At 65.0% G+C, this 24,466-nt stretch carries 20 protein-coding genes; 7 read left to right on the forward strand and 13 right to left on the reverse strand.

Annotation, left to right across the window (positions count from 1 at the left end; translation table 11 throughout):
• Nucleotides 1-2 precede the first annotated feature (2 nt).
• The 3 genes from ACIPZB_RS20085 to ACIPZB_RS20095 all read right to left on the reverse strand — a co-directional run bounded on the left by ACIPZB_RS20085 (nt 3) and on the right by ACIPZB_RS20095 (nt 1,967).
• Nucleotides 3-935 carry a rhodanese-related sulfurtransferase gene (locus tag ACIPZB_RS20085; protein WP_400642286.1) on the reverse strand — a complete coding sequence of 311 codons (933 nt, stop codon included), beginning with the start codon at nt 933-935 and terminating at the stop codon, nt 3-5.
• 203 nt (nt 936-1,138) lie between these two features.
• A complete protein-coding gene (locus ACIPZB_RS20090) occupies nt 1,139-1,435 on the reverse strand; it encodes a BolA family protein (protein WP_400642287.1) in 297 nt (98 codons plus the stop codon).
• A gap of 10 nt (nt 1,436-1,445) precedes the next feature.
• Complete coding sequence (locus tag ACIPZB_RS20095) at nt 1,446-1,967, reverse strand: DUF2059 domain-containing protein (RefSeq protein WP_400642289.1); 522 nt, start codon at nt 1,965-1,967, stop codon at nt 1,446-1,448.
• A 154-nt stretch (nt 1,968-2,121) separates the two neighbouring features.
• Between ACIPZB_RS20095 and ACIPZB_RS20100 the strand changes: the two genes are divergently transcribed.
• Entirely contained in the window at nt 2,122-3,516 is a 1,395-nt protein-coding gene (locus ACIPZB_RS20100) for a class II fumarate hydratase (RefSeq protein ID WP_400642290.1), read from the forward strand.
• A gap of 138 nt (nt 3,517-3,654) precedes the next feature.
• On the opposite strand, the gene ACIPZB_RS20105 is transcribed toward ACIPZB_RS20100, so the two are convergent.
• Complete coding sequence (locus ACIPZB_RS20105; RefSeq protein ID WP_400642291.1) at nt 3,655-4,611, reverse strand: DMT family transporter; 957 nt, start codon at nt 4,609-4,611, stop codon at nt 3,655-3,657.
• 106 nt (nt 4,612-4,717) lie between these two features.
• Nucleotides 4,718-6,211: a polyphosphate:AMP phosphotransferase gene (gene pap / locus ACIPZB_RS20110; protein ID WP_400642292.1), complete on the reverse strand. Its 1,494-nt coding sequence runs from the start codon at nt 6,209-6,211 to the stop codon at nt 4,718-4,720.
• 200 nt (nt 6,212-6,411) lie between these two features.
• Here pap and mnmC point away from each other — a divergent pair, with 200 nt between their 5' ends.
• The 5 genes from mnmC (at nt 6,412) to ACIPZB_RS20135 (ending at nt 13,746) form a co-directional block, all read left to right on the forward strand.
• Nucleotides 6,412-8,379 carry a bifunctional tRNA (5-methylaminomethyl-2-thiouridine)(34)-methyltransferase MnmD/FAD-dependent 5-carboxymethylaminomethyl-2-thiouridine(34) oxidoreductase MnmC gene (gene mnmC, locus ACIPZB_RS20115; RefSeq protein WP_400642293.1) on the forward strand — a complete coding sequence of 656 codons (1,968 nt, stop codon included), beginning with the start codon at nt 6,412-6,414 and terminating at the stop codon, nt 8,377-8,379.
• Nucleotides 8,380-8,603: 224 nt separating this feature from the next.
• A complete protein-coding gene (locus ACIPZB_RS20120) occupies nt 8,604-10,391 on the forward strand; it encodes an N-acetylglutaminylglutamine amidotransferase (RefSeq protein ID WP_400642294.1) in 1,788 nt (595 codons plus the stop codon).
• Between the two features lie 3 nt (nt 10,392-10,394).
• The gene (gene ngg, locus ACIPZB_RS20125; RefSeq protein ID WP_400642295.1) at nt 10,395-12,140 is read left to right on the forward strand and encodes an N-acetylglutaminylglutamine synthetase; all 1,746 of its coding nucleotides are present in this window, start codon (nt 10,395-10,397) and stop codon (nt 12,138-12,140) included.
• Nucleotides 12,141-12,273: 133 nt separating this feature from the next.
• Complete coding sequence (locus ACIPZB_RS20130; RefSeq protein ID WP_400642297.1) at nt 12,274-13,458, forward strand: osmoprotectant NAGGN system M42 family peptidase; 1,185 nt, start codon at nt 12,274-12,276, stop codon at nt 13,456-13,458.
• A 60-nt stretch (nt 13,459-13,518) separates the two neighbouring features.
• Nucleotides 13,519-13,746 carry a YheU family protein gene (locus ACIPZB_RS20135; RefSeq protein WP_003252629.1) on the forward strand — a complete coding sequence of 76 codons (228 nt, stop codon included), beginning with the start codon at nt 13,519-13,521 and terminating at the stop codon, nt 13,744-13,746.
• Between the two features lie 114 nt (nt 13,747-13,860).
• On the opposite strand, the gene csrA is transcribed toward ACIPZB_RS20135, so the two are convergent.
• Both csrA and ACIPZB_RS20145 read right to left on the reverse strand, forming a co-directional pair.
• On the reverse strand, nt 13,861-14,049 hold the full coding sequence (gene csrA / locus ACIPZB_RS20140; RefSeq protein ID WP_400642351.1) for a carbon storage regulator CsrA: 189 nt from the start codon (nt 14,047-14,049) through the stop codon (nt 13,861-13,863).
• A 126-nt stretch (nt 14,050-14,175) separates the two neighbouring features.
• Nucleotides 14,176-14,985, reverse strand: coding sequence for an SDR family oxidoreductase (locus tag ACIPZB_RS20145; RefSeq protein ID WP_400642298.1), 810 nt, complete (start codon nt 14,983-14,985; stop codon nt 14,176-14,178).
• Nucleotides 14,986-15,289: 304 nt separating this feature from the next.
• Between ACIPZB_RS20145 and ACIPZB_RS20150 the strand changes: the two genes are divergently transcribed.
• Nucleotides 15,290-15,442, forward strand: a complete 153-nt coding sequence (locus ACIPZB_RS20150) for a DUF3309 family protein (RefSeq protein WP_012271016.1) — start codon at nt 15,290-15,292, stop codon at nt 15,440-15,442.
• Here ACIPZB_RS20150 and ACIPZB_RS20155 read toward each other — a convergent pair.
• The 6 genes from ACIPZB_RS20155 to ACIPZB_RS20180 form a co-directional block, all read right to left on the reverse strand.
• Nucleotides 15,370-18,624, reverse strand: a complete 3,255-nt coding sequence (locus tag ACIPZB_RS20155; RefSeq protein ID WP_400642299.1) for a transporter substrate-binding domain-containing protein — start codon at nt 18,622-18,624, stop codon at nt 15,370-15,372. The two genes, ACIPZB_RS20150 and ACIPZB_RS20155, sit on opposite strands and share 73 nt — an antisense overlap.
• A gap of 3 nt (nt 18,625-18,627) precedes the next feature.
• Nucleotides 18,628-19,254 (reverse strand): response regulator, encoded by a 627-nt coding sequence (locus ACIPZB_RS20160; protein ID WP_400642300.1) that lies wholly within the window; start codon nt 19,252-19,254, stop codon nt 18,628-18,630.
• 39 nt (nt 19,255-19,293) lie between these two features.
• Nucleotides 19,294-20,028: a molecular chaperone gene (locus ACIPZB_RS20165; protein ID WP_400642301.1), complete on the reverse strand. Its 735-nt coding sequence runs from the start codon at nt 20,026-20,028 to the stop codon at nt 19,294-19,296.
• A gap of 134 nt (nt 20,029-20,162) precedes the next feature.
• Entirely contained in the window at nt 20,163-21,161 is a 999-nt protein-coding gene (locus ACIPZB_RS20170) for a hypothetical protein (protein WP_400642303.1), read from the reverse strand.
• Nucleotides 21,162-21,334: 173 nt separating this feature from the next.
• On the reverse strand, nt 21,335-23,824 hold the full coding sequence (locus ACIPZB_RS20175) for a TcfC E-set like domain-containing protein (RefSeq protein WP_400642304.1): 2,490 nt from the start codon (nt 23,822-23,824) through the stop codon (nt 21,335-21,337).
• 99 nt (nt 23,825-23,923) lie between these two features.
• Nucleotides 23,924-24,400, reverse strand: coding sequence for a CS1 type fimbrial major subunit (locus ACIPZB_RS20180; protein WP_317659221.1), 477 nt, complete (start codon nt 24,398-24,400; stop codon nt 23,924-23,926).
• Nucleotides 24,401-24,466: the final 66 nt, after the last annotated feature.

The raw sequence follows: 24,466 nt of genomic DNA on the forward strand, positions 1-24,466 counted from the left end.
CATCAGGCCTCGGCTTTGTAGTTGTAACCGATCGGATGTGGCAGGTTGCGCGCCTTGGCCAGCTCGATCTGCTTCTGCCGGTCGATGGCGCTGCGCCGGGTCTTTTCGCTCAGGCTGTCCCAGCAGTGCGGGCAGCTCACACCTGGCGAATAGTGCTCGGACGCGCGGTCCTGCACATCGATCGGGTGGCGGCAGGCATGGCACTGGTCGTACTCGCCTTCGCTCAGGTCATGGCGCACCGTGACGCGGTTGTCGAAGACGAAACAGTCGCCTTCCCAGAGGCTTTCTTCCTGAGGCACTTCCTCGAAGTATTTCAGGATGCCGCCCTTAAGATGATAGACCTCATCAAAGCCTTCACCGAGCATGTAGCTGGAAGCTTTTTCGCAACGAATGCCGCCGGTGCAGAACATGGCAACCTTCTTGTGCTTGCTCGGGTCGAAGTTGGCCTTGATGTACTCGGGGAACTCGCGGAAGGTCTCGGTCTTCGGGTCGATGGCGCCCTTGAAGGTGCCGATGGCCACTTCGTAGTCGTTGCGGGTGTCGATCAGCAGCACTTCGGGGTCGCTGATCAGGGCGTTCCAGTCCTTGGGGTCGACATAGGTGCCGACCGCCTGGTTCGGGTCCACGCCGGGCACGCCGAGGGTGACGATCTCTTTCTTGAGCTTGACCTTGGTGCGGTAGAACGGCTGTTCGTCGCAGTAGGATTCCTTGTGGTCGACATCCACCAGGCGCGGGTCGCTGCGCAGCCAGGCGAGCAGGCCGTCGATGCCTTCGCGGGTGGCCGAGACGGTGCCGTTGATGCCTTCATGGGCGATCAGCAGCGTGCCTTTGACGCCGTTGTCGAGCATCGTCTTGAGCAGTGGCTCGCGCAGTTCGACGTAGTCTTCCAGGGTGACGAACTTGTACAGCGCCGCCACGACGATCGGTTGGGACATGTAAGTGAATCTCCAGGTGGTTGCCCTCGTAAGGGGCGGACCGGGTTTGACATGAAACAGGGGGCTGCTGCGCGGCCATCGCTGGCAAGCCAGCTCCCACAGGTGCGACATGCGCTGTACCTGTGGGAGCTGGCTTGCCAGCGATGGCCGCGCAGCGGCCCCCTTTGGGATGTTGCGGATTGTACCAGAACGACGAACCGGATTCAGTGCCCGCCGCCAGCACACACCGGCGATGCCGGCGCGGCGCCCACCTGGGCCCACTCCTCGGCGGTGTAGGTGTGGATTGCCAGGGCATGAATTTCGCCCATCAGCTCACCCAAGGTGGCGTACACCTTCTGGTGACGCTTGACGCTGTTGAGCCCCGCAAACTGCTCGCTGACGATCACCGCCTTGTAGTGGGTCTCCTGGCCACGGCTGTGCATGTGGCTTTCGTTGAGCACTTCAAGGTGCTGCGGGGCCAGCGCGGCCAGCTGCTGCTCGATGCGTTGCTGCATGCTCATCGGTCGCTACTCACTTCTTGGCCGGTGCGGCCTTGCCAGCGTTGGGGTCGAGTTCCTTGGTCATGTCTTCGAGCAGCTTGTTCACCACCGGTACCGCAGGCTCCAGGCTCTGCTGGGTCAGCTGGGCCGACTGCTGGGTGACCTTGGGCATCTCGCGCAGGATTTTCTTGCCCAGCGGCGACTCGTAGAACTTGACCAGGTCCTTGAGCTCCTGCTCGGTGAAGGTCTGGGTGTACAGGTCAACCATCTTCGGCTTCAGCTTGTTCCAGCCGATGGCACTGTCCAGCGCAGCGTTGGCCTTGGCCTGGTAGCTCTGCAGCACGGGCTGCTTGGAGGACGGCGCCTTGGTCTGGGCGAAACGCTGGGCGAACATCTGCTGGACCTGCATGTACACCGGGGTACCCAGCTTGTCGGCATTGGCCAGGGTCAGGAACTTCTCGGCGGCAGCGTTGTGGCTGGCGGTGGCAGCGAGCACCTGGCCGCTGGCACAGGCCAGGGCGACGGCGGCACAGAGGACACGGAGACGGGTCATTGCATTTCCTTCAAGGAGGGGAGGCGAAACCTCAGAGTAGAGCATTCTGCTCCCGCAAGGGCGCAGCGCTCAAGTAGCACGACGAGCGATTGAACCGCTTGTTCGCATGAGGGCCTAAACTGCTGATTCTGACTGACAAAGGAGTGAACGCAGCATGAGCCGTATCGAGACAGACAGCCTGGGCCCGGTCGAAGTTCCGGAGGACGCCTACTGGGGGGCGCAGACCCAGCGCTCGCTGATCAACTTTGCCATTGGCAAGGAACGCATGCCGCTCGCGGTGCTGCACGCCCTGGCATTGATCAAGAAAGCCGCGGCGCGGGTCAACGACCGCAACGGCGACCTGCCGGCCGACATCGCCCGGTTGATCGAACAGGCCGCCGACGAAGTGCTCGGCGGTGAGCACGACGACCAGTTCCCATTGGTGGTCTGGCAGACCGGCAGCGGCACCCAAAGCAACATGAACGTCAACGAGGTGATTGCCGGGCGCGCCAACGAGCTGGCCGGCAAGGGCCGCGGTGGCAAGGCCCCGGTACACCCGAACGACCACGTCAATCGCTCGCAGAGCTCCAATGACTGCTTCCCTACCGCCATGCACATCGCCGCGGTACAAGCGGTGCACGACAATCTGCTGCCGGCGATTGCCGAGCTGTCTTCCGGGCTGGCCGAGCTGTCGGCACGCCACCACAAGCTGGTCAAGACCGGCCGCACGCACATGATGGACGCCACGCCGATCACCTTCGGCCAGGAGGTTTCCGCCTACGTCGCCCAGCTCGACTATGCCCAGCGCGCCATCCGCGCCACGTTGCCGGCGGTGTGCGAGCTGGCCCAGGGCGGCACCGCGGTGGGTACCGGGCTGAACGCGCCGCACGGTTTCGCCGAAGCCATCGCCGCCGAGCTGGCCGCCCTCTCCGGCTTGCCGTTCGTCACCGCCCCGAACAAGTTCGCCGCCCTTGCCGGCCATGAGCCGCTGACCAGCCTGGCCGGCGCGCTGAAGACCCTGGCGGTGGCCTTGATGAAAATCGCCAACGACCTGCGCCTGCTCGGCTCCGGCCCACGCGCAGGGCTGGCCGAAGTGCGCCTGCCGGCCAACGAGCCGGGGAGTTCGATCATGCCCGGCAAGGTCAACCCGACCCAGTGCGAGGCGCTGTCGATGCTGGCCTGTCAGGTGCTGGGCAACGACGCGGCGATCGGCTTTGCCGCCAGCCAAGGGCACCTGCAGCTGAATGTGTTCAAGCCGGTGATCATCCATAACCTGCTGCAGTCGATCGAGCTGCTGGCCGATGGCTGTCGCAACTTCCAACTGCATTGCGTGGCCGGGATCGAGCCGGATGCCGAGCAGATGGCGGCGCACCTGGAGCGGGGGTTGATGCTGGTGACGGCGCTGAACCCGCATATCGGCTATGACAAGGCGGCGGAGATTGCCAAGAAAGCCTACGGCGAAGGCAAGACCTTGCGCGAGGCGGCGCTGGAGTTGAAGTACCTGACCAACGAGCAGTTCGATCAGTGGGTGCGGCCGGAGAACATGCTGGCTCCCGGAGGCAAGGGCTGATCTGTACCGGCCCTATCGCCGCGGTTCGTCGCCACGACAAGCCGGCTCCCACAGGATCACCACAACCTTGAATATTGTGGGGTACCTGTGGGAGCCGGCTTGTCGTGGCGACGAACCGCGGCGATAGGGCCGGTAGCGTCAACCCGCAACCCTGGCCATGCGCGCCCGCCACCCCGCCACCAGCGAAGGCCCCACCGCCACCAGCGTCGACCCCAGCACCACCGTCACCGCCCCCACATACCCCAGGGCATTGATGTCCTCGGCATGCACATAGTCAGGCCACATCCAGGCCGCCAGCGCTACCGCAACGAACGTCACCAGCGGCGTCATCGCCAGTGTGGCACTCACCCGCGAGGCCTCCCAGTGCGCCAATGCCTCGGCAAAGGCGCCATAAGCCACCAAGGTATTGAGGCAGCAAGCGAGCAGCAGCCAACCCTGCAGCGGCGTCAACTGCAGCGCCTGCAGCGGATGCACCCAGGGCGTCAGCAACGCGGCGCAGCCCAGGTAGATCACCACCATCACCTGCTGCGAATGCCACACCGTCAGCAGCTGCTTCTGGCTCAGCGCGTAGAACACCCAGATGCTGGTCGCCAGCAAAATGGTCAGCACACCGGTGGTGTAGGTGCCCAGCGAGGTCAGCAACTCTTCCAGACGCTGGTTGAAGAACAGGCCGAAACCGCCCAGCAGAATCAACAGACCGATCCCCTGCCCCAGGCTGAAGCGCTCCTTGAACACGAAAACGCTGGCCACCAGCAGCAGCACCGGGCCGATCTGCACCACCAGTTGCGCGGTGCCCGGACTCAGCAGGTTCAGGCCGATCAGGTACAGCACGTAGTTGCCCAGCAGGCCGAACACGGCGACCACCAACAGGCCTTTGCCCTTGGCCGGCAACTTGCCCACAGCCGGCAAGCGTCGCTTTACCCCCAACCAGCAGAACAGCAGGCCGCCGGACACCAGCAGGCGGTACCAGGTGACGGTCACCGGGTCCATCACCTGCAATACCTGCTTGAGCTTGATGGGCAAAATGCCCCACAGCAGCGCGGTGAGCAGTGCCAGGAACAGGCCATAGACCCAGCGGCCGGAAGTCTTGTGCATAACGTCCTCGATCGAACCCGGGGTGGGGGTGGCTGGATTCTAAGGACTTCAGGGAAAAATGCCGGGAAAAGAATTCATCTGTTCATTCCCCGACGGCATGTCAGGGCTATTTCTTGTGCTTGGCGAACGCCGCTTCCAGCGCATTGTTGATGGTGCGCAACACCTTCACCCGGGCCCAGCGCTTGTCATTGGCTTCCACCAGGGTCCACGGCGCGATCTCGCTGCTGGTACGGTCGACCATGTCGCCCACCGCATCGACATACAGGCCCCATTTGTCGCGATTGCGCCAGTCGTCCTCGGTGATCTTGTAGCGCTTGAACGGGATCTGCTCACGCTCCTCGAAGCGCTGCAACTGGGTCTGCTGGTCGATCGCCAGCCAGAACTTGACCAGCACCACGCCGGCGTTGACCAACTGTTCCTCGAAGTCGTTGATCTCGCTGTAGGCGCGCATCCAGTCACTGGGCGTACAGAAGCCTTCGACCCGCTCCACCAGCACCCGCCCGTACCACGAGCGGTCGAAGATGGTGAACTTGCCGCGTGCCGGGATATGCCGCCAGAAACGCCACAGATAAGGCTGCGCACGCTCCTCTTCGGTGGGCGCGGCAATCGGCACGATGCGGTATTGGCGCGGATCGAGCGCCGCCGCCACGCGACGGATCGCCCCGCCCTTGCCGGCGGCATCGTTGCCTTCGAAAGCGGCCACCAGGGCATGCCGGCGCATGTGCTTGTGCCGCAGCAGGCCAGCCAGGCGGGCCTGCTCGGTCACCAGTTGCTCCTGGTAGTCCTGCTTGTCCAGGCGCAAGGTCATGTCCAGCGCGCCCAGCAGGTTGCGATCGTCGATGCTGCGGCCCAGCGGCGCGATATTGCCCTGGTGCTTGCCCTTGGGGTTGACGGCCAGCGCCGCCTGCAGGCTGTCCAGCAGGATGCGACCAACCGCCAGACTGCGGTAGTGCGGATCGACCCCTTCGACGATGTGCCACGGCGCATAGTCGCGGCTGGTGCGGCGCAGCACGCGCTCGCCGAAACGCACGACACGGTCGTAGGTTTGCGATTGCTGCCAGTCCAGCGGGCTGATCCGCCAGCTGTGCAACGGGTCGTCCTTGAGCGACTTGAGGCGATCCTTCATCTGCCGCTTGGACAGGTGGAACCAGAACTTGATGATCAACGCGCCTTCGTCGCAGAGCATCTGTTCCAGGCGCTCGGCACCGGCGATGGCCTGGTCGAGCACGGCATCCTTGAACACACCATGCACCCGCCCCTGGATCATCTGGCTGTACCAGTTGCCGAAGAACACGCCCATCCGCCCCTTCGGCGGCAATGCTCGCCAGTAGCGCCACGCCGGAGGCCGGGCCAATTCCTCGTCGGTTTGCTGGTCGAAGGTGAGCACATCGATCATGCGCGGGTCCATCCACTCGTTCAGCAGCTTGACCGTCTCACCCTTGCCAGCGCCTTCGATGCCGTTTATCAGCACGATCACCGGGAAACGCGCCTGCTGCTTGAGTTCGTACTGGGCTTCGAGCAGCGCCTCGCGCAGGGCGGGCACTTCGGCCTCGTAGGTGTCCTTGTCGATGCTGTGACCGATTTCCGCGGATTCGAACATGCTGGGCTCCTTCATTGGATTAGCAAGACTAGCGGATTTTTGTGCGGGTCTGTAATGGCCCTATCGCCGGCAAGCCGGCTCCCACAGGGTTCAGCGCCCCCCTTGTGGGAGCCGGCTTGCCGGCGATGAGGCCGGTACAAGCACAGCGCAAACTTCGCAGATGACATAAAATCCGCACATCCGCTGCAACCGAGCCAACCATGTCCACCCTCCTCCAGCACGCCCAGATCGACTGGGACGACCAGGGCCGCCCTCATTCGCGGCATTACGACGACGTCTACTTCTCGAAAAACGAAGGCACCGAGGAAACCCGCTACGTGTTCCTCGAACAGACCCGCCTGCGCCAGCGCTGCATCGAACTCGCGCCGCACGCCTGCCTGGTGATCGGCGAAACCGGCTTTGGCACCGGCATGAACTTTTTCTGTGCCTGGCAGCTGTTCGCCGAACACGCCCCCGATGACGCCCGCCTGCATTTCGTCAGTGTCGAGAAGTACCCACTGGGTGCCGATGACATGGCCCGCGCCGTGCGCCTGTGGCCGGAACTGGCCGCCTTCACCGAGCCCTTCCTCAAGCAGTACGTGGCGGTGCACGCGGGCTTTCAGCAGTTCACCTTCGACCAGGGCCGGGTCACCCTGACCTTGCTGATCGGCGATGTGCTGGAACAGCTGCCGCAACTCGACGCTTGCATCGACGTGTGGTTCCTCGACGGTTTCGCCCCGGCGAAGAACCCCGACATGTGGACACCCGCCCTGTTCGCGCAACTGGCGCGGCTGTCCCGTGCCGGGACCGCGCTGGGCACCTTCACCACCACAGGCTGGGTTCGACGCGGGCTGATCGAAGCCGGTTTCACCATGAAGAAGGTGCCTGGCCTGGGCAAGAAATGGGAGGTGATGAGCGGGGAGTACACCGGTCAGCCTTCAGCCGCCATGGCCGCGCCATGGTATGCCCGGCCAGCCGCGATCGAAGGGCCGCGCCAGGCACTGGTGATAGGCGCCGGGCTGGCCGGCAGCGCCAGCGCCGCCAGCCTGGCCGCGCGCGGCTGGCAGGTAACGGTACTGGAACGGCACAACGCACCCGCACAGGAAGCCTCGGGCAACCCGCAGGGTGTGCTCTACCTGAAACTTTCCGCCCATGGCACGGCGCTGTCGCAGATGATCCTGTCCGGCTTCGGTTACACCCGACGCCAGCTCGAACAGTTGCAAAAAGGCCAGGACTGGGATGCCTGCGGCGTGCTGCAGCTGGCCTTCGACAGCCAGGAGGCCGAACGCCAGGCCAAGCTCGCCGAGGCCTTCGACAGCGGCCTGCTGCGTGCGCTGGAGCAGGCTGAAGCCGAGGCGATTGCCGGCGTGGCACTGCCTGCGGGCGGCCTGTTCTATCCCGAAGGGGGTTGGGTGCACCCGCCCGCTTTGTGCCAGGCACAGCTGCAGCACCCGAATATTCAGCTGCAGGTCCATCGCAACGTGGTGGAGCTACGGCGAGCCGACGGCCTGTGGCAGGCCTGGGATGGCGAACAGTTGCTGGCCAGTGCACCGCTGGTGGTGCTGGCCGGCGCCGCCGATGTGCACCGTTTCGAACCGTGCGCGCAATTGCCACTCAAGCGTATCCGCGGGCAGATCACCCGCTTGCCGGCCACCGAGACAAGCCGCGAACTGCGTACCGTGGTCTGCGCCGAGGGCTATGTGGCGCCACCACGGGGTGACGAACATACGCTGGGGGCCAGCTTCGATTTCCATAGCGATGACCTGACGCCCACCGTGGCCGAGCACCAGGGCAACCTGGCGTTGCTGGACGAAATCTCCACCGACCTGGCCCAGCGCCTGGGCACTGCAAAGCTCGACCCTGAGCAGCTGCAGGGGCGCGCGGCGTTTCGCTGCACCAGCCCGGATTACTTGCCGATCGTCGGGCCGGTTGCTGATCCAGAGGCGTTCGTCGAAGCCTTTGCCGTGCTGGGCAAGGATGCGCGGCAGGTGCCCGAGGTGCCCTGCCCTTGGCTGCAAGGGCTGTATGTGAACAGTGGGCATGGTTCGCGAGGGTTGATCACGGCGCCGCTTTCAGGCGAGTTGATTGCGGCCTGCGCCAGTGGTGAGCCATTGCCGTTGCCGCGGGCGGTGGCCGAGGCCTGTCATCCGAACCGGTTTGTGTTGCGCAAGCTGATTCGAGGTAAGTGAACGGGGCTGCTTTGCAGCCCAATCGCCGGCAAGCCGGCTCCCACAGGGATCTCCACAGGCACAGGGAACCGGTGTGGGAGCAGGCTTGCCGGCGATGGGCCGCAGCGCGGCCCCACTCCATATAACAGATCGATCTAAAACTCTCGCAAATCACCCAGGTCAGTTCCTTACAGGTGCCCTAATCCGGGGCACTGATTCCCCAACGGAAAAACCGGTAAGGACCTATGTGCGGATTAGCAGGAGAGTTGCGTTTCACCCCTATCGACCAAGCCCCTCGCCCGGCGGACCTCGCCGCGGTAGAGCGCATGACCCATCACCTGGCGCCACGCGGACCAGACGCCTGGGGCTTCCATAGCCACGGCCCGATCGCCCTCGGCCACCGACGACTGAAGATCATGGACCTGTCGGACGGCTCGGCCCAGCCGATGGTCGACAACCCCCTGGGTCTGTCGCTGGCCTTCAACGGCGCCATCTACAACTTCCCCGAACTGCGCCAGGAGCTGCAGGCGCTGGGCTACACCTTCTGCTCCGACGGCGACACCGAGGTGCTGCTCAAGGGCTACCACGCCTGGGGCGCGGCCTTGCTGCCCAAGCTCAACGGCATGTTCGCCCTGGCCATCTGGGAGCGCGACAACCAGCGCCTGTTCCTGGCCCGCGACCGCCTTGGCGTCAAACCCCTGTACCTGTCGCGCAATGGCGAGCGGCTGCGTTTCGCCTCGACACTGCCCGCGTTGCTCAAGGGCGGCGACATCGACCCGATGATCGACCCGGTGGCGCTCAACCATTACCTCAACTTCCACGCCGTGGTGCCCGCCCCGCGCACCCTGCTGGCCAACGTGCAGAAGCTCGAACCCGGCACCTGGATGCGCATCGACCGCCACGGTGAAGTCGAGCGCCAGACCTGGTGGCAACTGCACTACGGCCCCAACCCGGACGAGCGCGACCTCGACCTGGAAGGCTGGACCACCCGCGTGCTGGACGCTACCCGCGATGCCGTGGCCATCCGCCAGCGTGCAGCCGTGGACGTCGGCGTGCTGCTGTCCGGTGGCGTCGATTCGAGCCTGCTGGTCGGCCTGCTGCGGGAAGTCGGAGTGGACGACCTGTCGACCTTCTCCATCGGTTTCGAAGATGCCGGTGGCGAGCGTGGCGACGAGTTCCAGTACTCCGACCTGATCGCCCGTCACTACGGCACGCGCCACCACCAGCTGCGCATTGCCGAAAGCGAAATCATCGAACAGCTACCGGCGGCCTTCCGCGCCATGAGCGAACCGATGGTCAGCCACGACTGCATCGCCTTCTACCTGCTCTCGCGGGAAGTGGCCAAGCACTGCAAGGGCGTACAAAGCGGCCAGGGCGCCGACGAGCTGTTCGCCGGCTACCACTGGTACCCGCAGGTAGATGGCGCCGAGGATGCCTTCGGCGCCTACCGCGACGCCTTCTTCGACCGCAGCCATGCCGAGTACCGCGATACGGTCCAGGCGCCATGGCTGCTGGAAACCGACGTGGCCGGCGACTTTGTCCGCGAACACTTCGCCCGCCCCGGCGCCCCGGATGCGGTGGACAAGGCGCTGCGCCTGGACAGCACGGTGATGTTGGTCGACGACCCGGTCAAACGGGTCGACAACATGACCATGGCCTGGGGCCTGGAGGCGCGCACGCCGTTCCTCGACTATCGCCTGGTCGAGCTGTCGGCGCGCATCCCGGCCCGCTTCAAGCTGCCTGACGGCGGCAAGCAGGTGCTCAAGCAGGCCGCACGGCGGGTGATCCCCCACGAGGTGATCGACCGCAAGAAAGGCTACTTCCCAGTGCCCGGCCTCAAGCACCTGCAAGGCGCCACGCTGGACTGGGTGCGCGAGCTGCTGACCGACCCCAGCCAGGACCGCGGGCTGTTCAACCCGGCCATGCTCGACCGCCTGCTGAGCAACCCGCATGGCCAGCTCACCCCCCTGCGCGGCTCCAAGCTGTGGCAGCTGGCGGCGCTGAACCTGTGGCTCAGCGAACAAGGAATCTGACCGATGAAAGCCCACGAAATCGCTTACGGCCAGCGCCTGCTGCGAGGCCAGGTGCCGTCCTACGAGCGCCTGCAAGCCCAGCTGGCTGGCGACGGCAGCGAGCCCCACGACCAGCCGCGTGCCCTGCACTGCGGCTGGGGCCGCCTGCTGATCGGCCACACGTACCCGGATGCAGCGAGCCTGGCCGAGGCGCTGCAGCAAGAGCAACCGGGGGAGCGCGACATTGCCTTGTACGTGGCCGCGCCCCAGCAAGTGCTGGCCCAGGCGCCCCACCAGCTGTTCCTCGACCCGTCCGACACCCTGCGCCTGTGGTTCACCGACTACCGCCAGGCGCAACGGGTGTTCCGCGGGTTTCGTATCCGCCGTGCGCAATCCGACGCCGACTGGCAAGCGATCAACGGCCTGTACCAGGCCCGCGGCATGCTGCCGGTGCAGCCCGAGCGGATCACCCCGCGCCACCTCGGTGGCCCGGTGTACTGGCTGGCCGAGGACGAAGACAGCGGTACGGTGATCGGCAGCGTCATGGGCCTGAACCACAGCAAGGCGTTCGACGATCCGGAACACGGCAGCAGCCTGTGGTGCCTGGCCGTCGACCCGCAGTGCACCCGCCCCGGTGTCGGCGAAGTGCTGGTGCGCCACCTGATCGAGCACTGCATGAGCCGGGGCCTGGCCTACCTCGATCTGTCGGTGCTGCACGACAACCGCCAGGCCAAGCGCCTGTACAAGAAGTTGGGCTTTCGCAACCTGCCGACCTTCGCGGTCAAGCGCAAGAACGGTATCAACCAGCAGTTGTTCCTTGGTCCCGGGCCGCAAGCCGGGCTCAACCCCTATGCCCGGATCATCGTCGACGAAGCCTACCGACGGGGCATCGAGGTGCAGGTCGACGACGCCGCTGGCGGGCTGTTCACCCTCAGTATTGGAGGGCGCCGGGTGCGTTGCCGCGAATCGCTCAGCGACCTCACCAGCGCCGTCAGCATGACCCTCTGCCAGGACAAGCGCCTGACCCAGCAGGCCCTGCATAACGCCGGCCTGCGGGTACCGGTGCAGCAGCTGGCTGGCAATGCCGACGATAACCTGGCCTTTCTCGACGACCACGGCGCGGTGGTGGTCAAGCCGGTGGACGGCGAGCAAGGTCAGGGCGTGGCGGTGAACCTGACGACCTACGAAGCAGTCAGCCAGGCCATCGACCAGGCCCGGCGCTTCGACAGTCGGGTGTTGCTGGAGAGCTTCCACCCCGGCCAGGACCTGCGCATCGTGGTGATCGGCTTTGAGGTGGTGGCTGCCGCCATTCGCCACCCGGCCCAGGTGGTAGGCGACGGCAAGCACAGTGTCAAGGCGCTGATCGAAGCCCAGAGCCGACGTCGCCGGGCCGCGACCGGGGGGGAAAGCCGCATTCCGCTGGACGAGGAGACCGAGCGCACCTTGCGTGATGCCGGCCTCGACTACGCCAGCGTATTGCCCGCCGGCCAGCGCCTGGCCGTGCGCCGTACCGCCAACCTGCACACCGGCGGCACCCTGGAAGACGTGACCGAGCGTTTGCATCCGGTGCTGGCCGACGCTGCCGTGCGCGCGGCACGGGCGCTGGATATTCCGGTGGTGGGGCTGGATTTGATGGTGCGCGATGCCGAAAGCCCGGAGTACGTGATCATCGAGGCCAACGAACGGGTTGGGCTGGCCAACCATGAACCGCAGCCAACCGCCGAACGCTTTGTCGACTTGCTGTTTCCCCATAGTCGGCCGTTGGCGTGACCTCGAGGGCCCTATCGCCGGCAAGCCGGCTCCCACAGGTACCCCACATTTTTTGACATCTGTGCAGTACCTGTGGGAGCCGGCTTGCCGGCGATGAGGCCAGCGAGGACAGCGCCCGAACCAAGGAGTACCCATGTCCCAACACCTCCCAGAACCCGACCTCGACTACCTCAAGCGCGTGCTCCTGGAGATGCTCGCGATCCCCAGCCCGACCGGCTTCACCGACACCATCGTGCGCTACGTGGCCGAACGCCTGGACGAACTGGGCATCCCCTTCGAGTTGACCCGCCGCGGCACCATCCGCGCCACCCTCAAGGGCCGGCAAAGCTCCCCCGACCGCGCCGTCTCGGCCCACCTCGATACCATTGGCGCCAGCGTGCGCCAGCTGCAGGACAATGGCCGTCTGGCCCTGGCGGCGGTCGGCTGCTGGTCGAGCCGCTTCGCCGAAGGCAGCCGGGTCAGTGTGTTCACCGACACCGGCGTGTACCGCGGCAGCGTGCTGCCACTGATGGCCAGCGGACATGCCTTCAACACGGCCATCGACCAGATGCCGGTCAGCTGGGAGCACGTGGAGGTGCGCCTGGATGCCTACTGCACCACCCGCGCCGACTGCGAAGCCTTAGGCATAGCCGTCGGCGACTTCGTCGCCTTCGACCCGCTGCCGGAGTTCACCGAAAGCGGCCATATCAGCGCCCGCCACCTGGACGACAAGGCCGGTGTCGCGGCGTTGCTGGCCGCCCTCAAGGCTGTGGTGGAGAGCGGCCGCCAGCCGCTGATCGATTGCCACCCACTGTTCACCATCACCGAGGAAACCGGCTCCGGCGCGGCCGCCGCCCTACCCTGGGACGTCAGCGAGTTCGTCGGCATCGATATCGCCCCGGTGGCACCCGGCCAGGCCTCCAGCGAACACGCCGTCAGCGTGGCCATGCAGGACTCCTCGGGCCCGTACGATTACCACCTGTCGCGCCACCTGCTGAAACTTGCCGGCGACCAGGACCTGCCGGTGCGCCGGGATGTGTTCCGTTATTACTTCAGCGATGCCCATTCGGCCGTCACTGCCGGGCACGACATCCGCACCGCGCTGGTGGCGTTCGGCTGCGATGCCACCCACGGCTACGAGCGCACCCACATCGACAGCCTGGCCGCACTCAGCCGCCTGCTGTCGGGTTATCTGCTCAGCCCGCCGGTATTCGCCAGCGACTCGAACCCGGCCAATGCGTCGCTTGAGCGCTTCAGCCACCAGCTGGAGCACGATGCGCAGATGGAGAGCGACACACGGGTGCCGGCGGTGGACAGCCTGGTGGGGAACAAGGGGTGAGCAAGGGGGGGCGGGTTTCGCGTAGCATTGTCGGATTCTTCTACCAAGCCGAACGCTGCCATGTTGATTCCTTACGACCAATTGCAAGCTGAAACCCTGACCCGCCTGATCGAGGACTTCGTGACCCGCGACGGCACCGACAATGGTGACGACACACCGCTGGAAACCCGTGTGCTGCGGGTGCGCCAGGCGTTGGCCAAGGGCCAGGCGTTCATTCTGTTCGACCTGGAGAGTCAGCAGTGCCAGCTACTGGCCAAGCATGATGTGCCGCGCGAGTTGCTCGACTGATATCACCGGCCCTATCGCCGGCAAGCCGGCTCCCACAGCAACCCCACCGTTCTCAAGTTCAGTGGGGTACCTGTGGGAACCGGCTTGCCGGCGATGAGGCCAGTACAGACAAACTCAGGCCGACTTGGCCTTACTCGCCTCCCCCGCCTTGATCCGCTTGTACACCTCGGCCCGATGCACCGTCACCTCGCGCGGCGCACTCACACCAAAACGCACCGTGCCGTCTCGCGTCTCCACGACCTTGATCTGGATGTCGTCACCAATGGTGATGACTTCGCCCACTTCGCGCCCTATGACCAGCATGTTCCACTCTCCGACAACAGGAAAAACCGGAGATTGCATGTGGATATTCAGCAACTCAATGCTTCCGCTAAAAATCAGAATCGTCCTACGTAGACAGGTAAAATTCCCTACAGATTCTTCCCGCGATCAACGCGTCTGCGCCTTGGCACGCATCTTCACGGCCATGTCCGCCATCTCGTCATACAGCCGCTCCGGCGCCTGCCGTTTGAGCTGCCAAGCCTGGCGCCCGGCCTCGTGCGGAAGGATCAGGAACTCGCCGGCGACCACCTGCTGGTGGATGTAATCGGCGATATCGGCCGCGCTGATCGGCGAGCCCTCCAGCAATTTCCCCACCTGCGCCTTCATCGCCGGGTTCGGGCCGCGGAACGAATCGAGCAGGTTGGTCTGGAAGAACGATGGGCACACCACATGCACGGCCACTTCCACCTGGCGCAGCTCGACCAGCAGGCTTTCCGAGAGCGCCAGCACCCCGGCCTTGGCGACGTTGTAGTTGCTCATGCCGGGCCCCTGCATCAGCGCGGCCATGGACGCCACGTTGACGATGCGCCCCTTGCTGCGCTCGAGCAGCGGCAGGAAGGCCTTGCAGCCCTTGACCACGCCCATCAGGTTGATCGCGATCTGCCAATCCCAGTCCTCCAGCGACAGCTCGGCGAAGAACCCGCCCGAGGCGACCCCCGCGTTGTTGACGATCACATCGATGCCGCCGAACTTCTCCTCGCAGGCCTGGGCCAGGGCGGTGAGCTGGCTGTAGTCGCGCACGTCGCAGCGCTGCACGAAGCCCTCGCCGCCCGCTGCACGCACCAGGTCGAGGGTTTCCCGCAGGCCGGCTTCGTTGACATCGGCCAGCGCCAGGCGCCAGCCCTCGCGCGCCCAACGCAGGGCGATCTCGCGGCCGAGGCCGGATCCGGCGCCGGTGATCATGATGCGATTGTGCATGGTGGCAGGCCTTGTTCTGGTGAGATTGAACGAAGTCTAAACAAGGCCACGCGGGCTGGCAGGGTCGATCAGGTTAGTGAATGGGGGAGCATGACTCTGTCCCGGCCCTATCGCCGGCAAGCCGGCTCCCACGAGAAATGCACAGTGCTTGAAATCAGTGGGATACCTGTGGGAGTCGGCTTGCCGGCGATAGGGCCGGGACAGGCCACAAACGAATGGAATCTTTCACAAGCGGCACTGGTCCCAATTAACAAGAGGCCAGCAGTCCGAGGCCCTTGACCCTCAACCACGCAAGGACTCCGCCATGACCACGATCCTCATCATCATCCTGATCCTGCTGTTGATTGGTGGCTTACCGGTCTTCCCTCACTCGCGCAGCTGGGGCTATGGCCCTTCCGGCATCGTCGGCGTGGTGCTGGTGATTCTGTTGGTGCTGTTGTTGCTCGGCATGATATGACCCACCGCGTTCTGCCCGGCCTGGCGTTCCAGCTGCCGCTCCAGGCGACTCATGCCGTCGCCCATGGCACGGACAGCCAGGCTGAGCGCCAGCCGCTCCAGCGGCACGGCGTGGCAGCAGCGTTCCACTTGCTCGCACAAGGCAACCAGCGCCTCGGCGCGGGCGATGCGTGCACCACCCTTGACCCGGTGCGCCAGTTCGGCGATGGGGCCCGGTGCATCGCCCAGGCTCTCCAGGCGCTTCAGGTCTGCACGGTTGCTGGCACGCAGGTCCGCCAGCAGTGCCTTCAGCGCGGCCTCGTCATTGCCCACCAGATGCCTGAGGTGCTGCAGGCACGGCATCACGTCCTCCTCCTGCGCCTGGGTGGGCTGTGCGTTGATCAGCGCCTGGGTCAAGCTGTCGAGGTCCAGCGGTTTGAACAGGCAGTCGTCCATCCCTGCGGCGCGACTGCGCCGGCGCTCGACCTCCTGGGCACTGGCGGTCAGGCCGATCACCTGGCAGCGTGGGCGCCCGCTACGGCGCTCGTGCTCACGGATGGCGCGGGCCAGCCCGTGGCCATCGAGGCGCGGCATGTTGCAATCGCTGATGACCACATCGAAATGCTCCTTGAGCCAAAGGCGCAAGGCCTGGGCGCCATCCTCCGCCACCCGCGCCTGATGCCCCAGGTAGTCCAGTTGCTGCGCCAGCAACAGCCGGTTCGCCGGGTAATCATCCACCACCAGTACCCGCAGCCGCGTCTCGCTGTGTCCCGGCAACAAGGGTGAGGGCACAGGCGTCGATGCCTCGGCCGACAGCAATGGCAGCTTGAGCTGCACATGCGCCTCGGTGCCCTGCCCAAGGGTGCTGCGCAGACTCAATTGCCCTCCCATCAGTTCACACAGGCTACGGCTGATGCTCAGGCCCAGCCCGGCACTGGCACGGGGTGACTGCCTCTGGTTGCTGGCCTGGCGGAAGCGCTGGCCGAGGGAGGCCAGTTCGCTGGCAGCGATGCCCATGCCCGTGTCCTTGACCTGCAGCCCCACGTTCAGCTGGCCATCGACCGCCAAGACCTGCAGGCTGACCACGATGCGACCGCGCTCGGTGAACTTGATCGCGTTGCTCAGCAGATTGGCCAGCACCTGCTTGAAGCGCAGCGGGTCGAGCATCACTTCGGCATCCACCGCGCCACTCATCTGCACCTGCAGGTCGAGCCCTTTGCCACGGGCCTGCTGCTCGAACAGCTGGACCACCCGCGCCACCAGTTCACGCAGGCGCACGTGCTGCGGCGCCAGCTGCAGGTGGCCAGTCTCGATGCGGGTGATATCGAGGATGTCGCCGATCAGCTCTTTCAGCCCACGCGCAGCATCGGTGGCCACCTCGATGGCCAGCCGGTCGAGGATGCCCTGGGCGGCCTTGCGCTGGGCCAGTTCCAGCATGCCCAGCACCGCATGCAGTGGCGTGCGGATCTCGTGGCTGACGGTGGCGAGGAACTCGGTCTTGGCCTGGTTGGCCGCATCCGCCGCACGCTTGGCCCGCCGCAACCGAACCTGCAGCCGGCGCAGGTAGCGGATCCACAGCAGGGCGACTAGCAAAAGCCCGAACACAGTGCCGAAGCCGAACAGGATCTTGCCGCGGTGGCGCGGCCAGACGCCGTCGGGGACGATCATCGGATTACGCCAGCGGCGCACCAGCGAGCCGGTCTCGCGGGGGGTGAGGCTGAGTAGCGCACTGTCGATGATGCCCAGCAGCTCGTTGGCGCCACGAGCGCCGGCCAGGGCGAAGTGCGCAGGTGGCAGGGCCAGGCTGGCGCTGATCTGCAACTGCCCAGGGTACCAGCGCGCGACCAGTGGGCGAGCGTCGTCCAGGGTCAGCAAGGCGGCATCCACCTTGCCATCGGCAACCGCGCGCAAGGCGTGCAGCGGGCTGGGCAACATCCGTTGGCGCACCTGCGGGTAACGGCGCTGCAGCAGTTCGACCAGGGCACTGCCCCAGACCAGCGCGACCCGTCGGCCAGCCAGTTGCTCAAGGCTCTGCGGTGCATCGGCGCCTTTGCGGCTGACCAGCACCCGCGAGGCGCTCAGGTATGCCCGGCTGAAGCCCAGGCTCCGCTCCAGGCTTGCGCTGTAAGGCAAGCCGGCGATCAATTGCGCCTTGCCCTGGTTCACCTGCTCGATCATCTGTTCGACGCCCGCGCCGGCTTGCACGTCGAAGTTCAGGCCCGTGCGCCGGGTGATCAGCTGCAGCATGTCCAGGGTCAGGCCTCGCAGCTGGCCCTTGCTGTCGCGGTAGCTCAACGGCAGCAGCTGATCATCCACCAGCACCCGCACGCTCGGGTTGTCGTGCAGCCAGCGCTGCTGGGCCTCGCTCAATTGCACCGCTTGGGTCGCGCGGGCAGCGCCTGCCAGCGGGCTCCAGCGCTCGGTGATACGGTCACGCTGGGCCAGGCTGATGCTATTGAGGGCGATGTCCACCAGACGCGGCAAGGGCGAATCGTTGTCGAGCATGGCAAAGCCGATCCCTTGGCGCGGCACGGCGGCGTGGCCGATCTCCTCCACTGCCCCGAGCTGGCTGCGCCCTTGCACGTAGCGCGCAATCAGGGCGTTGCCCAGGTACAGGTCGGCCTGACCCAGGGCCAGCGCGGCCAGGGCGCTGAACGCCGTCGGGTGCACCTGCAGCTGGGCCTGGGGGTAGAACAGGGCCACCTGCTCGGACGTGCGGTAGCCTTCCACCATCACCAGGCGCAATGGCTGATCCTGCTGAACACGCGCCTTCTGCTCATGGACGAGCAGTAGCGGGCGGTCCTCGGCGTAGGGTGGCGACAGGCGCAGGCCAGCCTGCAAGGCCTGCTCTGTGGTGACCGACCCAAGCATGTCCACCGTCCCGTCGCGAAGGGCCGCCAGCGCCGCCTCGAACGACTCGAACACTTGCACCTGCATGTCCAGGTTCAGGTGCTCGGCCACCAGCCCCGCATAGTCGGCGGTGATGCCTTCATAGGCACGGCCAGTGCCGAGGACATCCAACGGCGGCTGGTCGTTGCCGAGCACCCCCAGGCGCAGCACCCGGTGCCGCCACAGCCAGCGCAGGTCGCTGCTGTCGGGCTCGACACGCGGCCCGTCGAAAGCGGCGCGGCCGTGGAACACCGGCGCCGCCACGCCCGGCAAGGGAAACAGACAGCACAGCAACATCAGCCAGAACGTACGCACGGTTCAGATCAGGTGATTGCGACGAGCGAAATCCGCCATGTCGATGAGTGAGTTGAGGCGCAGCTTTTCCAGCAGGCGCCCTTTGTAGGTACTGACGGTCTTGTTGCTCAGCAACATGGCTTCACCGACGGCCTTGTTGCTCAGGCCACGGGCCAGGTGCTGCAGGATCATCAGCTCGCGGTCACTGAGGCAGGCGATGCGCTGGGCGTCGGTGGCATGCAGCTCCTGGCTGTGCACCGAACTCAGGGCCACCTCGGGGAAATAGGTGAACCCCGACAGTACGGCGCGCACGGCCTTGTTCAACTCCCCAAGGTCGTTGGTCTTGGACACGAAACCCGCCGCCCCGGCCTGCATGCAACGCAGGGAGTAGGCTTCGGCCATGTGCGACGTCAACACCAGCGTCTTGACCGGATGCTCATGGCGCTTGACCCGGGCGATCACCTCCATGCCGTCGAGTCCGGGCAGACTGATGTCGAGGATGATGATGTCGGGCGCCTGCTCACGTGCCAGGCGCACCGCATCGATGCCATTGTCGGTCTGACCAACGATCTGCAGGCGCTCCTGGCGCAGCAGCATGCACACTGTGGAACGGATGAAAGGGTGGTCGTCGACCACCAGTGCTCTATGCATGATCTACCTCGCTTGACCGGCACTTCGATCCACCGGGGCTCATCCTTTCAGCACCATGGCCTTGCGCTCGGCACCTTCGTGCAGTTCGAACTGGTGCACCTTGGCCGCCTGGCCATCGAACTGCCGGGTACGCCCCGGCAGCAGATGATGCTTAGTGGCCGGTTCGCACACCTGGTCCTGGGCCTGGCACTGGCGGAAGTGATCGAGCACCACGGTGGCGTTGCCCTGGTTGGTCACGGTGAGTGCACCGGCCTGGCGGCGGATCGGGGTCTGGTAGTGGGTCTGGTTGGGGCGTACGAACAATAGCGTGCCGTAGCCTGCGAGCAAGTTGACCCCGGCCTTGAGGCTGTCGCGGTACTCCTCGGCTTCGGCCTCGCTGACGGCGAAGCCGTCGTCCTGCTCCGGGAGCACCGGGATGAAGCGCAAGCGGTAGTAGCGCTCCTTGTCGCGATCACCGCGATACAGCAAGCGCACCGCCTGCATGCCGCGCGCCGGCACGATCAGCCGCGCCGGGCTGACCACCAGCCCGCGCTGTTCGAGGGCCAGGCCTTCGAGGGCAACTTCACGGGGCGCACCGCTGCCTTCGTACACCAGTTCGACCACGCTGACCTTGACGAAGGCAGTGGAGTCGCCGCCATTGCGCACACGCTTGAGCAAGGTGCTCTTGCCCTCCTCCAGGTAGTCGTAGAGCCCGCCGACATTCAGTTCGGGTCCCGCCTGGGCTGCGCAAGGCAGCATCGCCAGGGTCAGGCAGACGTATCGAAACAGCCTCATGAAAAAGTCCTCATAGCAAAAACCGCTGATAGCGAATCAGTATCACCACAGTGATTGTGGTCTTTTGCGCGCGCGCAAAATGCAGGAAATTTCCCTGCGACTTGAGGAAATTTCCTAAAGACAGCTTTTTGCCTTTACAACTGCGCCTCGAATACCACGGTAACCAACCCCTCATAGCGGCTACCCGGGTGGGCAAGCATGCTCGACACATCACTGCCAGCCACCTCGAAATGCAATTGGCCGGGCTGATTCCATACCGTGCTGATGGGTTCGACCTGAAGCGCTGCGGCCTCGTGGGTGGGGATCGCCACCCGGTTGATGGGGTTGCCGCCATGCTGCATGCCGGCGGGCAACGTCACCGCCACCTGCACCGGCACCATGTGGCCGCTGCTTTCGCGCAGGCCACAGATGCCGGCCAATTCGTACTGGCAACGTTTGTAGAGTTTGATCGGCCCGGTGCTCCAGATGCGCAGGGGTATGTCACGGAACAGTCGTGGAGGCGTACTCCGCCCGCTCAGCCAGGCCATCCAGCCGCCCGGCGGCTCCAGCACGGCGCGGTCGGAGCCAGGAGGAAACTGCAAATACAAGTCGTGCTGCACATCCAGTTCGAAGTTCACCGTGAGCCGGGTGCCGTTGAGGTTCGAAACCGCGTTGCCGAAATCGAAATCACCTCCCGGGCCAATGATGTAATCCACGGAACCTCGGTAGATGCCCTGGGGCATGCCGATCGGGCGCGGCATGATCAACTCGTAGCCGACCCCGAACTGCGTCACTTGTACATCGGTGCGCAGGCCCACGTTGGTATTGGTAGTGTCATGGCAAGGTTGAGGGGCCGGTGGATTGAGAATGCCCCAACGGAAACGCACCGCGCTCCTGTTGTTGATCGCCGTGAAGAACTCGCAACCACCCCGGCCGATCCCATCCACCTTGTTAGGCTGCAGCAGTTTCAGCTGCTGGCTGAGCGAGCGAAACCTGAACGTCAGCTCATAGCTGCGACCGGTTTCATTGATCACTTGCACCTTTCGCTCTGCGGGCATCTGTATGTAGTGCCGATCACGCTGCTCGGACGCCTGGTTCACAATGGTCTTGTCGTAGGTGATGGGCAGGTCGGCGACGAAATTGAAGTTGCTCACCCGACATGACTCTGGCCACACCGCGCAGAATGCGGCTGGTGGGGTAATGTTTTCGAACCTCCCGGAAGCCTCCCCGCGGTAGCGCAAGCGCAGGTCCATCTCCAAGCCCATGCTCGGGTTTGGCACGAAACCGCCCAGCAAGACGAGCACCAGTGCAACTAGACAAATCCTGCTCAACTCTTGTTCTCCATCGGTACGCCCTCGGCCTGGGCCATGCGCCCTGGCACACACTGCAGATCGCCCGCCAGCAGTACGTCCCCCTCGCGCTCCAGGCGATTGAAGTCCAGCTGCAGCAGGCACAACGACTCGCCGCCCTGGCGTACCTCCAGGGTCGGGGTCGACTCACTCATTTCCACCGCGAAATGACCGCCCGGTTCACTGACACTGCGGCTGGCATGGTTGACCACCTGCGCACCCTGCATCGGCTGTCCCTGGCGGTTCAGCAGGCGTCCAAGCACGGTGACCGTGCGCATCACCCGCAACTTGCGGTAGCCCACACCACCCCGGTTGAGGTGGTAGTCGAAGCTGGTGGGCTGGATCACTGCCGCCTCGTCGTCGCCTTCCAGGTCGAACTGCACATAGCCTGACTTGTAGGCCCCTACCGGAATCACGTTGCGCCCCGGCTGCAAGGAAGCGCTCAGGCCGTGCTGGTCATCGGCGCGCAGTACCAGGCCGTCGATGTCGCTTTCCACATCGACGATCAGCCCGGCGTCGTGGGGCAGGTACTGACCGGTCATGGCCAGCTTGCCCTCGCCCACGGCCACGATACTCTGCAGGTTCAGGCCGGCACTGACTTCACCGTTGTAGGACGAACTCTGGGCGTAGGCATCGCCATGCAGCACCTGGTTCTGGAACTGGGCATTGCCGCCCAGGCCTGCGCCATAACGGTCGACCGTGGCGGTGGCGCCGAGGCTGCGTACCACGCCGAGATCGACATCGCGCTGGTACGACAGCGACGCGTTGTGGTCACGCCCGCCATCATGCGAGGTGCGGCTGCCGATGCTGGCGGCAATGCGCTCGCCGGGGCCACCGAGGCTCATGCTCACGGCCAGGTTGACGCCACGGCTACGGGCGTCGCCGCTGCTGCGGGTGCCTGGGCGATCGAACAGGGTCAGGCGCCAGTTGGCGTCGGAGCCGAGGAACTTGCCATAGTGCGACCAACCCAGGTCGATGCCCATGCCATCGGCGGCACCGGAGCTGTGGGCCAGGCGGATGGTCGCCGTGCTGCGGTTATCCAGGCGATGGGTGAGCAACAGCGAACTCTGACTCTGCTCTTCGTAGCGTACGTATTGGCTGTGCGTCGAGCGGCTGGTGGTTTCCAGCCATGAGCGGCTGTGGCTGAGCACAAGCGAACCGAGGTCGTGGCTGTGGATCATCTGCAGGTCGTAGCCATTGCCCTGGTCTTCGGTGCGATAGACGTTGCCGTAGAGCTTCAGCCGGTCCAGCGCGTCCCAGTCCAGCGAGGTGCCGTACTGCATGGCTTCATCGACCTGCTGCACAGAAAGGCCCAGTACCGCCCGTGGGTGCAGCAGGTAGTTGGCGAGCACCCCGGCGCTGAGGCTGTCGTCGTGCTGCTCATCCCAGTTGCTCAGCAGGCTGGTCTGCTGGCCCAGGTACAGGTTGTAGCGCCAGCGGCTGTCGGGGTTGCGCCAACTGCTGGGCTTGTAGACGAATTCGTCGGTGCGTGAGGTTTCCTGGCCGTCTTCAAGCAGGCGCACTTCGACCTGATAGATGCCGCCCGGCAGCACTCGGGTGTCCAGTGCTTGCAGGCCGGGCTGCACCGGCTGGCTGTTGATCAGCACGCCGTTGCGGTAGATCTCCACCACGCCGGGGCGGTTGGGGGTGACATAGATCGGTGTAGAACTGGGCTGGCCGTTGTCGATCAGCAGGCTGTCGCTGCTGCCGAACATCAGGCCCAAGGTGGTGTCGGGGCTCTGGCCCAGCAGCCGGGGCTGGCGAGTCAGGCCCTGGGCGCCAGGGGTGAAGTAGCCCAGGCGGTAGAAATGTTCATCGTGCAGGCGTTCGGCATACAGCTGACTGATCCGGTGGCGGGTGTCCTGACCACTGATGCCGCCACGGTCGACCTGGGCATTGGCCAGTGTCGTCCAGTTGTCGAGACTGCCTTGACCCTGCAGCGAATACAGACCGCTGGTCTCGCGCCCGTCACTGACCAGGTTGAGCTGGTTGCGCAGCAGCAGACCGCTGCCGTGTTCGGGCAGCGTGTGAAAACGCGGGGCATCGCCGGCCAGTTCGGCAGCGTGGGTGAGCAGCGATAGCTGCGAGTTGACCAGGCTGTAGTGGATCGCGCGCAGGCCGTCCGGGCAGTCCTTCTGGCAGTCACCGAGCGGCCGGCCGCTGGCCAGGCGCTCCTGCCAGCGGCGGCGCAGGCTTTCCGGCTCGCGGCTTTCCAGGTGGTCGGTGAATTCCAGCAACTGCACCCGCTCGTCGCGACTGAGCACGACCATGGCATCGCCCAGGTAGCGGCCATCCAGGTCGACCCGAACCGCCAACGGCACATCGAAGAAGTGCTCCTCGAATTCCCGTGGCAGGCCTTGTGCCTGGCTGACCACGCCCAAGGCGTTGCCTGTGGCAGTTGCAGTGGCTGGAAGCACGGCAAGGCATGCCGTGAGCAGCAAAGTCTTTGTAGTTAAGGAAAAGGCCATGACCCTGTCTGCGAGCAAACGTCGCCCTCACCCCCGGCGCGAACCAGGGGGCGAAGGAGAGCAACAACGGATGAAGGGGAAATGTGCGAGCAGGTCAGATCACGGTGCGGCAGTTTCGAACATCATGCTGACCAGGCCTTGGTAGTTGCCTGGCTGGTAGCCACCGGCCGGTACCTGCGGCGCGACTTCGAAGTCGACGATAGCGCCCGGTGCAGCCTGGGCTTCGGTGAGGATTTCGCTCGCGCTGGTGGTGAGCACGGTGTCGCCGATCTTGACATTCAGATCGATGGCATTCAGCCCGCTGCTGACCACCGCCGGCGACAGCAGATGGGCAGTGATCGGGCCGATGGTGCTCTTGGCCTGCAGTTGCTTGCGAACCGGGGTCAGGGTGCCTTGAAACGAGTTCCAGGCCATGTCCTGCGGGTCGTTCATCCAGTTGCCGCCGACCGGCTCGACGTAGAAGTTGGCAGTCGGCACGGTGGCGGTGATCAGCACCTGTTTCTCGATCGGGTCCTCGGCCATGGCCGGGCCCGCGGCCAGAACTGCGAAGGGGAGCGCCAGAAGCAATGCTTTCACGAGTGTATCTCCTTGAAACCTGTAGTTAACATCTTCGAATGATTGCCAATCAGGCAAAGCGCCGTT

The sequence above is a fragment of the Pseudomonas sp. NPDC089396 genome, from assembly GCF_044749545.1.
Classification (GTDB): Bacteria; Pseudomonadota; Gammaproteobacteria; order Pseudomonadales; family Pseudomonadaceae; genus Aquipseudomonas.

What these genes read in the sequence shown, in the direction of transcription:
- ACIPZB_RS20120 (WP_400642294.1), top strand. Translation starts at nt 8,604, where the DNA reads ATGTGCGGATTAGCAGGAGAGTTGCGTTTCACCCCTATCGACCAAGCC.
- ACIPZB_RS20165 (WP_400642301.1), bottom strand. Translation starts at nt 20,028, where the DNA reads ATGAGGCTGTTTCGATACGTCTGCCTGACCCTGGCGATGCTGCCTTGC.
- csrA (WP_400642351.1), bottom strand. Translation starts at nt 14,049, where the DNA reads ATGCTGGTCATAGGGCGCGAAGTGGGCGAAGTCATCACCATTGGTGAC.
- ACIPZB_RS20160 (WP_400642300.1), bottom strand. Translation starts at nt 19,254, where the DNA reads ATGCATAGAGCACTGGTGGTCGACGACCACCCTTTCATCCGTTCCACA.
- ACIPZB_RS20145 (WP_400642298.1), bottom strand. Translation starts at nt 14,985, where the DNA reads ATGCACAATCGCATCATGATCACCGGCGCCGGATCCGGCCTCGGCCGC.
- ACIPZB_RS20130 (WP_400642297.1), top strand. Translation starts at nt 12,274, where the DNA reads ATGTCCCAACACCTCCCAGAACCCGACCTCGACTACCTCAAGCGCGTG.
- pap (WP_400642292.1), bottom strand. Translation starts at nt 6,211, where the DNA reads ATGTTCGAATCCGCGGAAATCGGTCACAGCATCGACAAGGACACCTAC.
- ngg (WP_400642295.1), top strand. Translation starts at nt 10,395, where the DNA reads ATGAAAGCCCACGAAATCGCTTACGGCCAGCGCCTGCTGCGAGGCCAG.
- ACIPZB_RS20135 (WP_003252629.1), top strand. Translation starts at nt 13,519, where the DNA reads ATGTTGATTCCTTACGACCAATTGCAAGCTGAAACCCTGACCCGCCTG.
- ACIPZB_RS20095 (WP_400642289.1), bottom strand. Translation starts at nt 1,967, where the DNA reads ATGACCCGTCTCCGTGTCCTCTGTGCCGCCGTCGCCCTGGCCTGTGCC.
- ACIPZB_RS20175 (WP_400642304.1), bottom strand. Translation starts at nt 23,824, where the DNA reads ATGGCCTTTTCCTTAACTACAAAGACTTTGCTGCTCACGGCATGCCTT.
- ACIPZB_RS20105 (WP_400642291.1), bottom strand. Translation starts at nt 4,611, where the DNA reads ATGCACAAGACTTCCGGCCGCTGGGTCTATGGCCTGTTCCTGGCACTG.
- ACIPZB_RS20090 (WP_400642287.1), bottom strand. Translation starts at nt 1,435, where the DNA reads ATGAGCATGCAGCAACGCATCGAGCAGCAGCTGGCCGCGCTGGCCCCG.
- mnmC (WP_400642293.1), top strand. Translation starts at nt 6,412, where the DNA reads ATGTCCACCCTCCTCCAGCACGCCCAGATCGACTGGGACGACCAGGGC.
- ACIPZB_RS20100 (WP_400642290.1), top strand. Translation starts at nt 2,122, where the DNA reads ATGAGCCGTATCGAGACAGACAGCCTGGGCCCGGTCGAAGTTCCGGAG.
- ACIPZB_RS20085 (WP_400642286.1), bottom strand. Translation starts at nt 935, where the DNA reads ATGTCCCAACCGATCGTCGTGGCGGCGCTGTACAAGTTCGTCACCCTG.
- ACIPZB_RS20150 (WP_012271016.1), top strand. Translation starts at nt 15,290, where the DNA reads ATGACCACGATCCTCATCATCATCCTGATCCTGCTGTTGATTGGTGGC.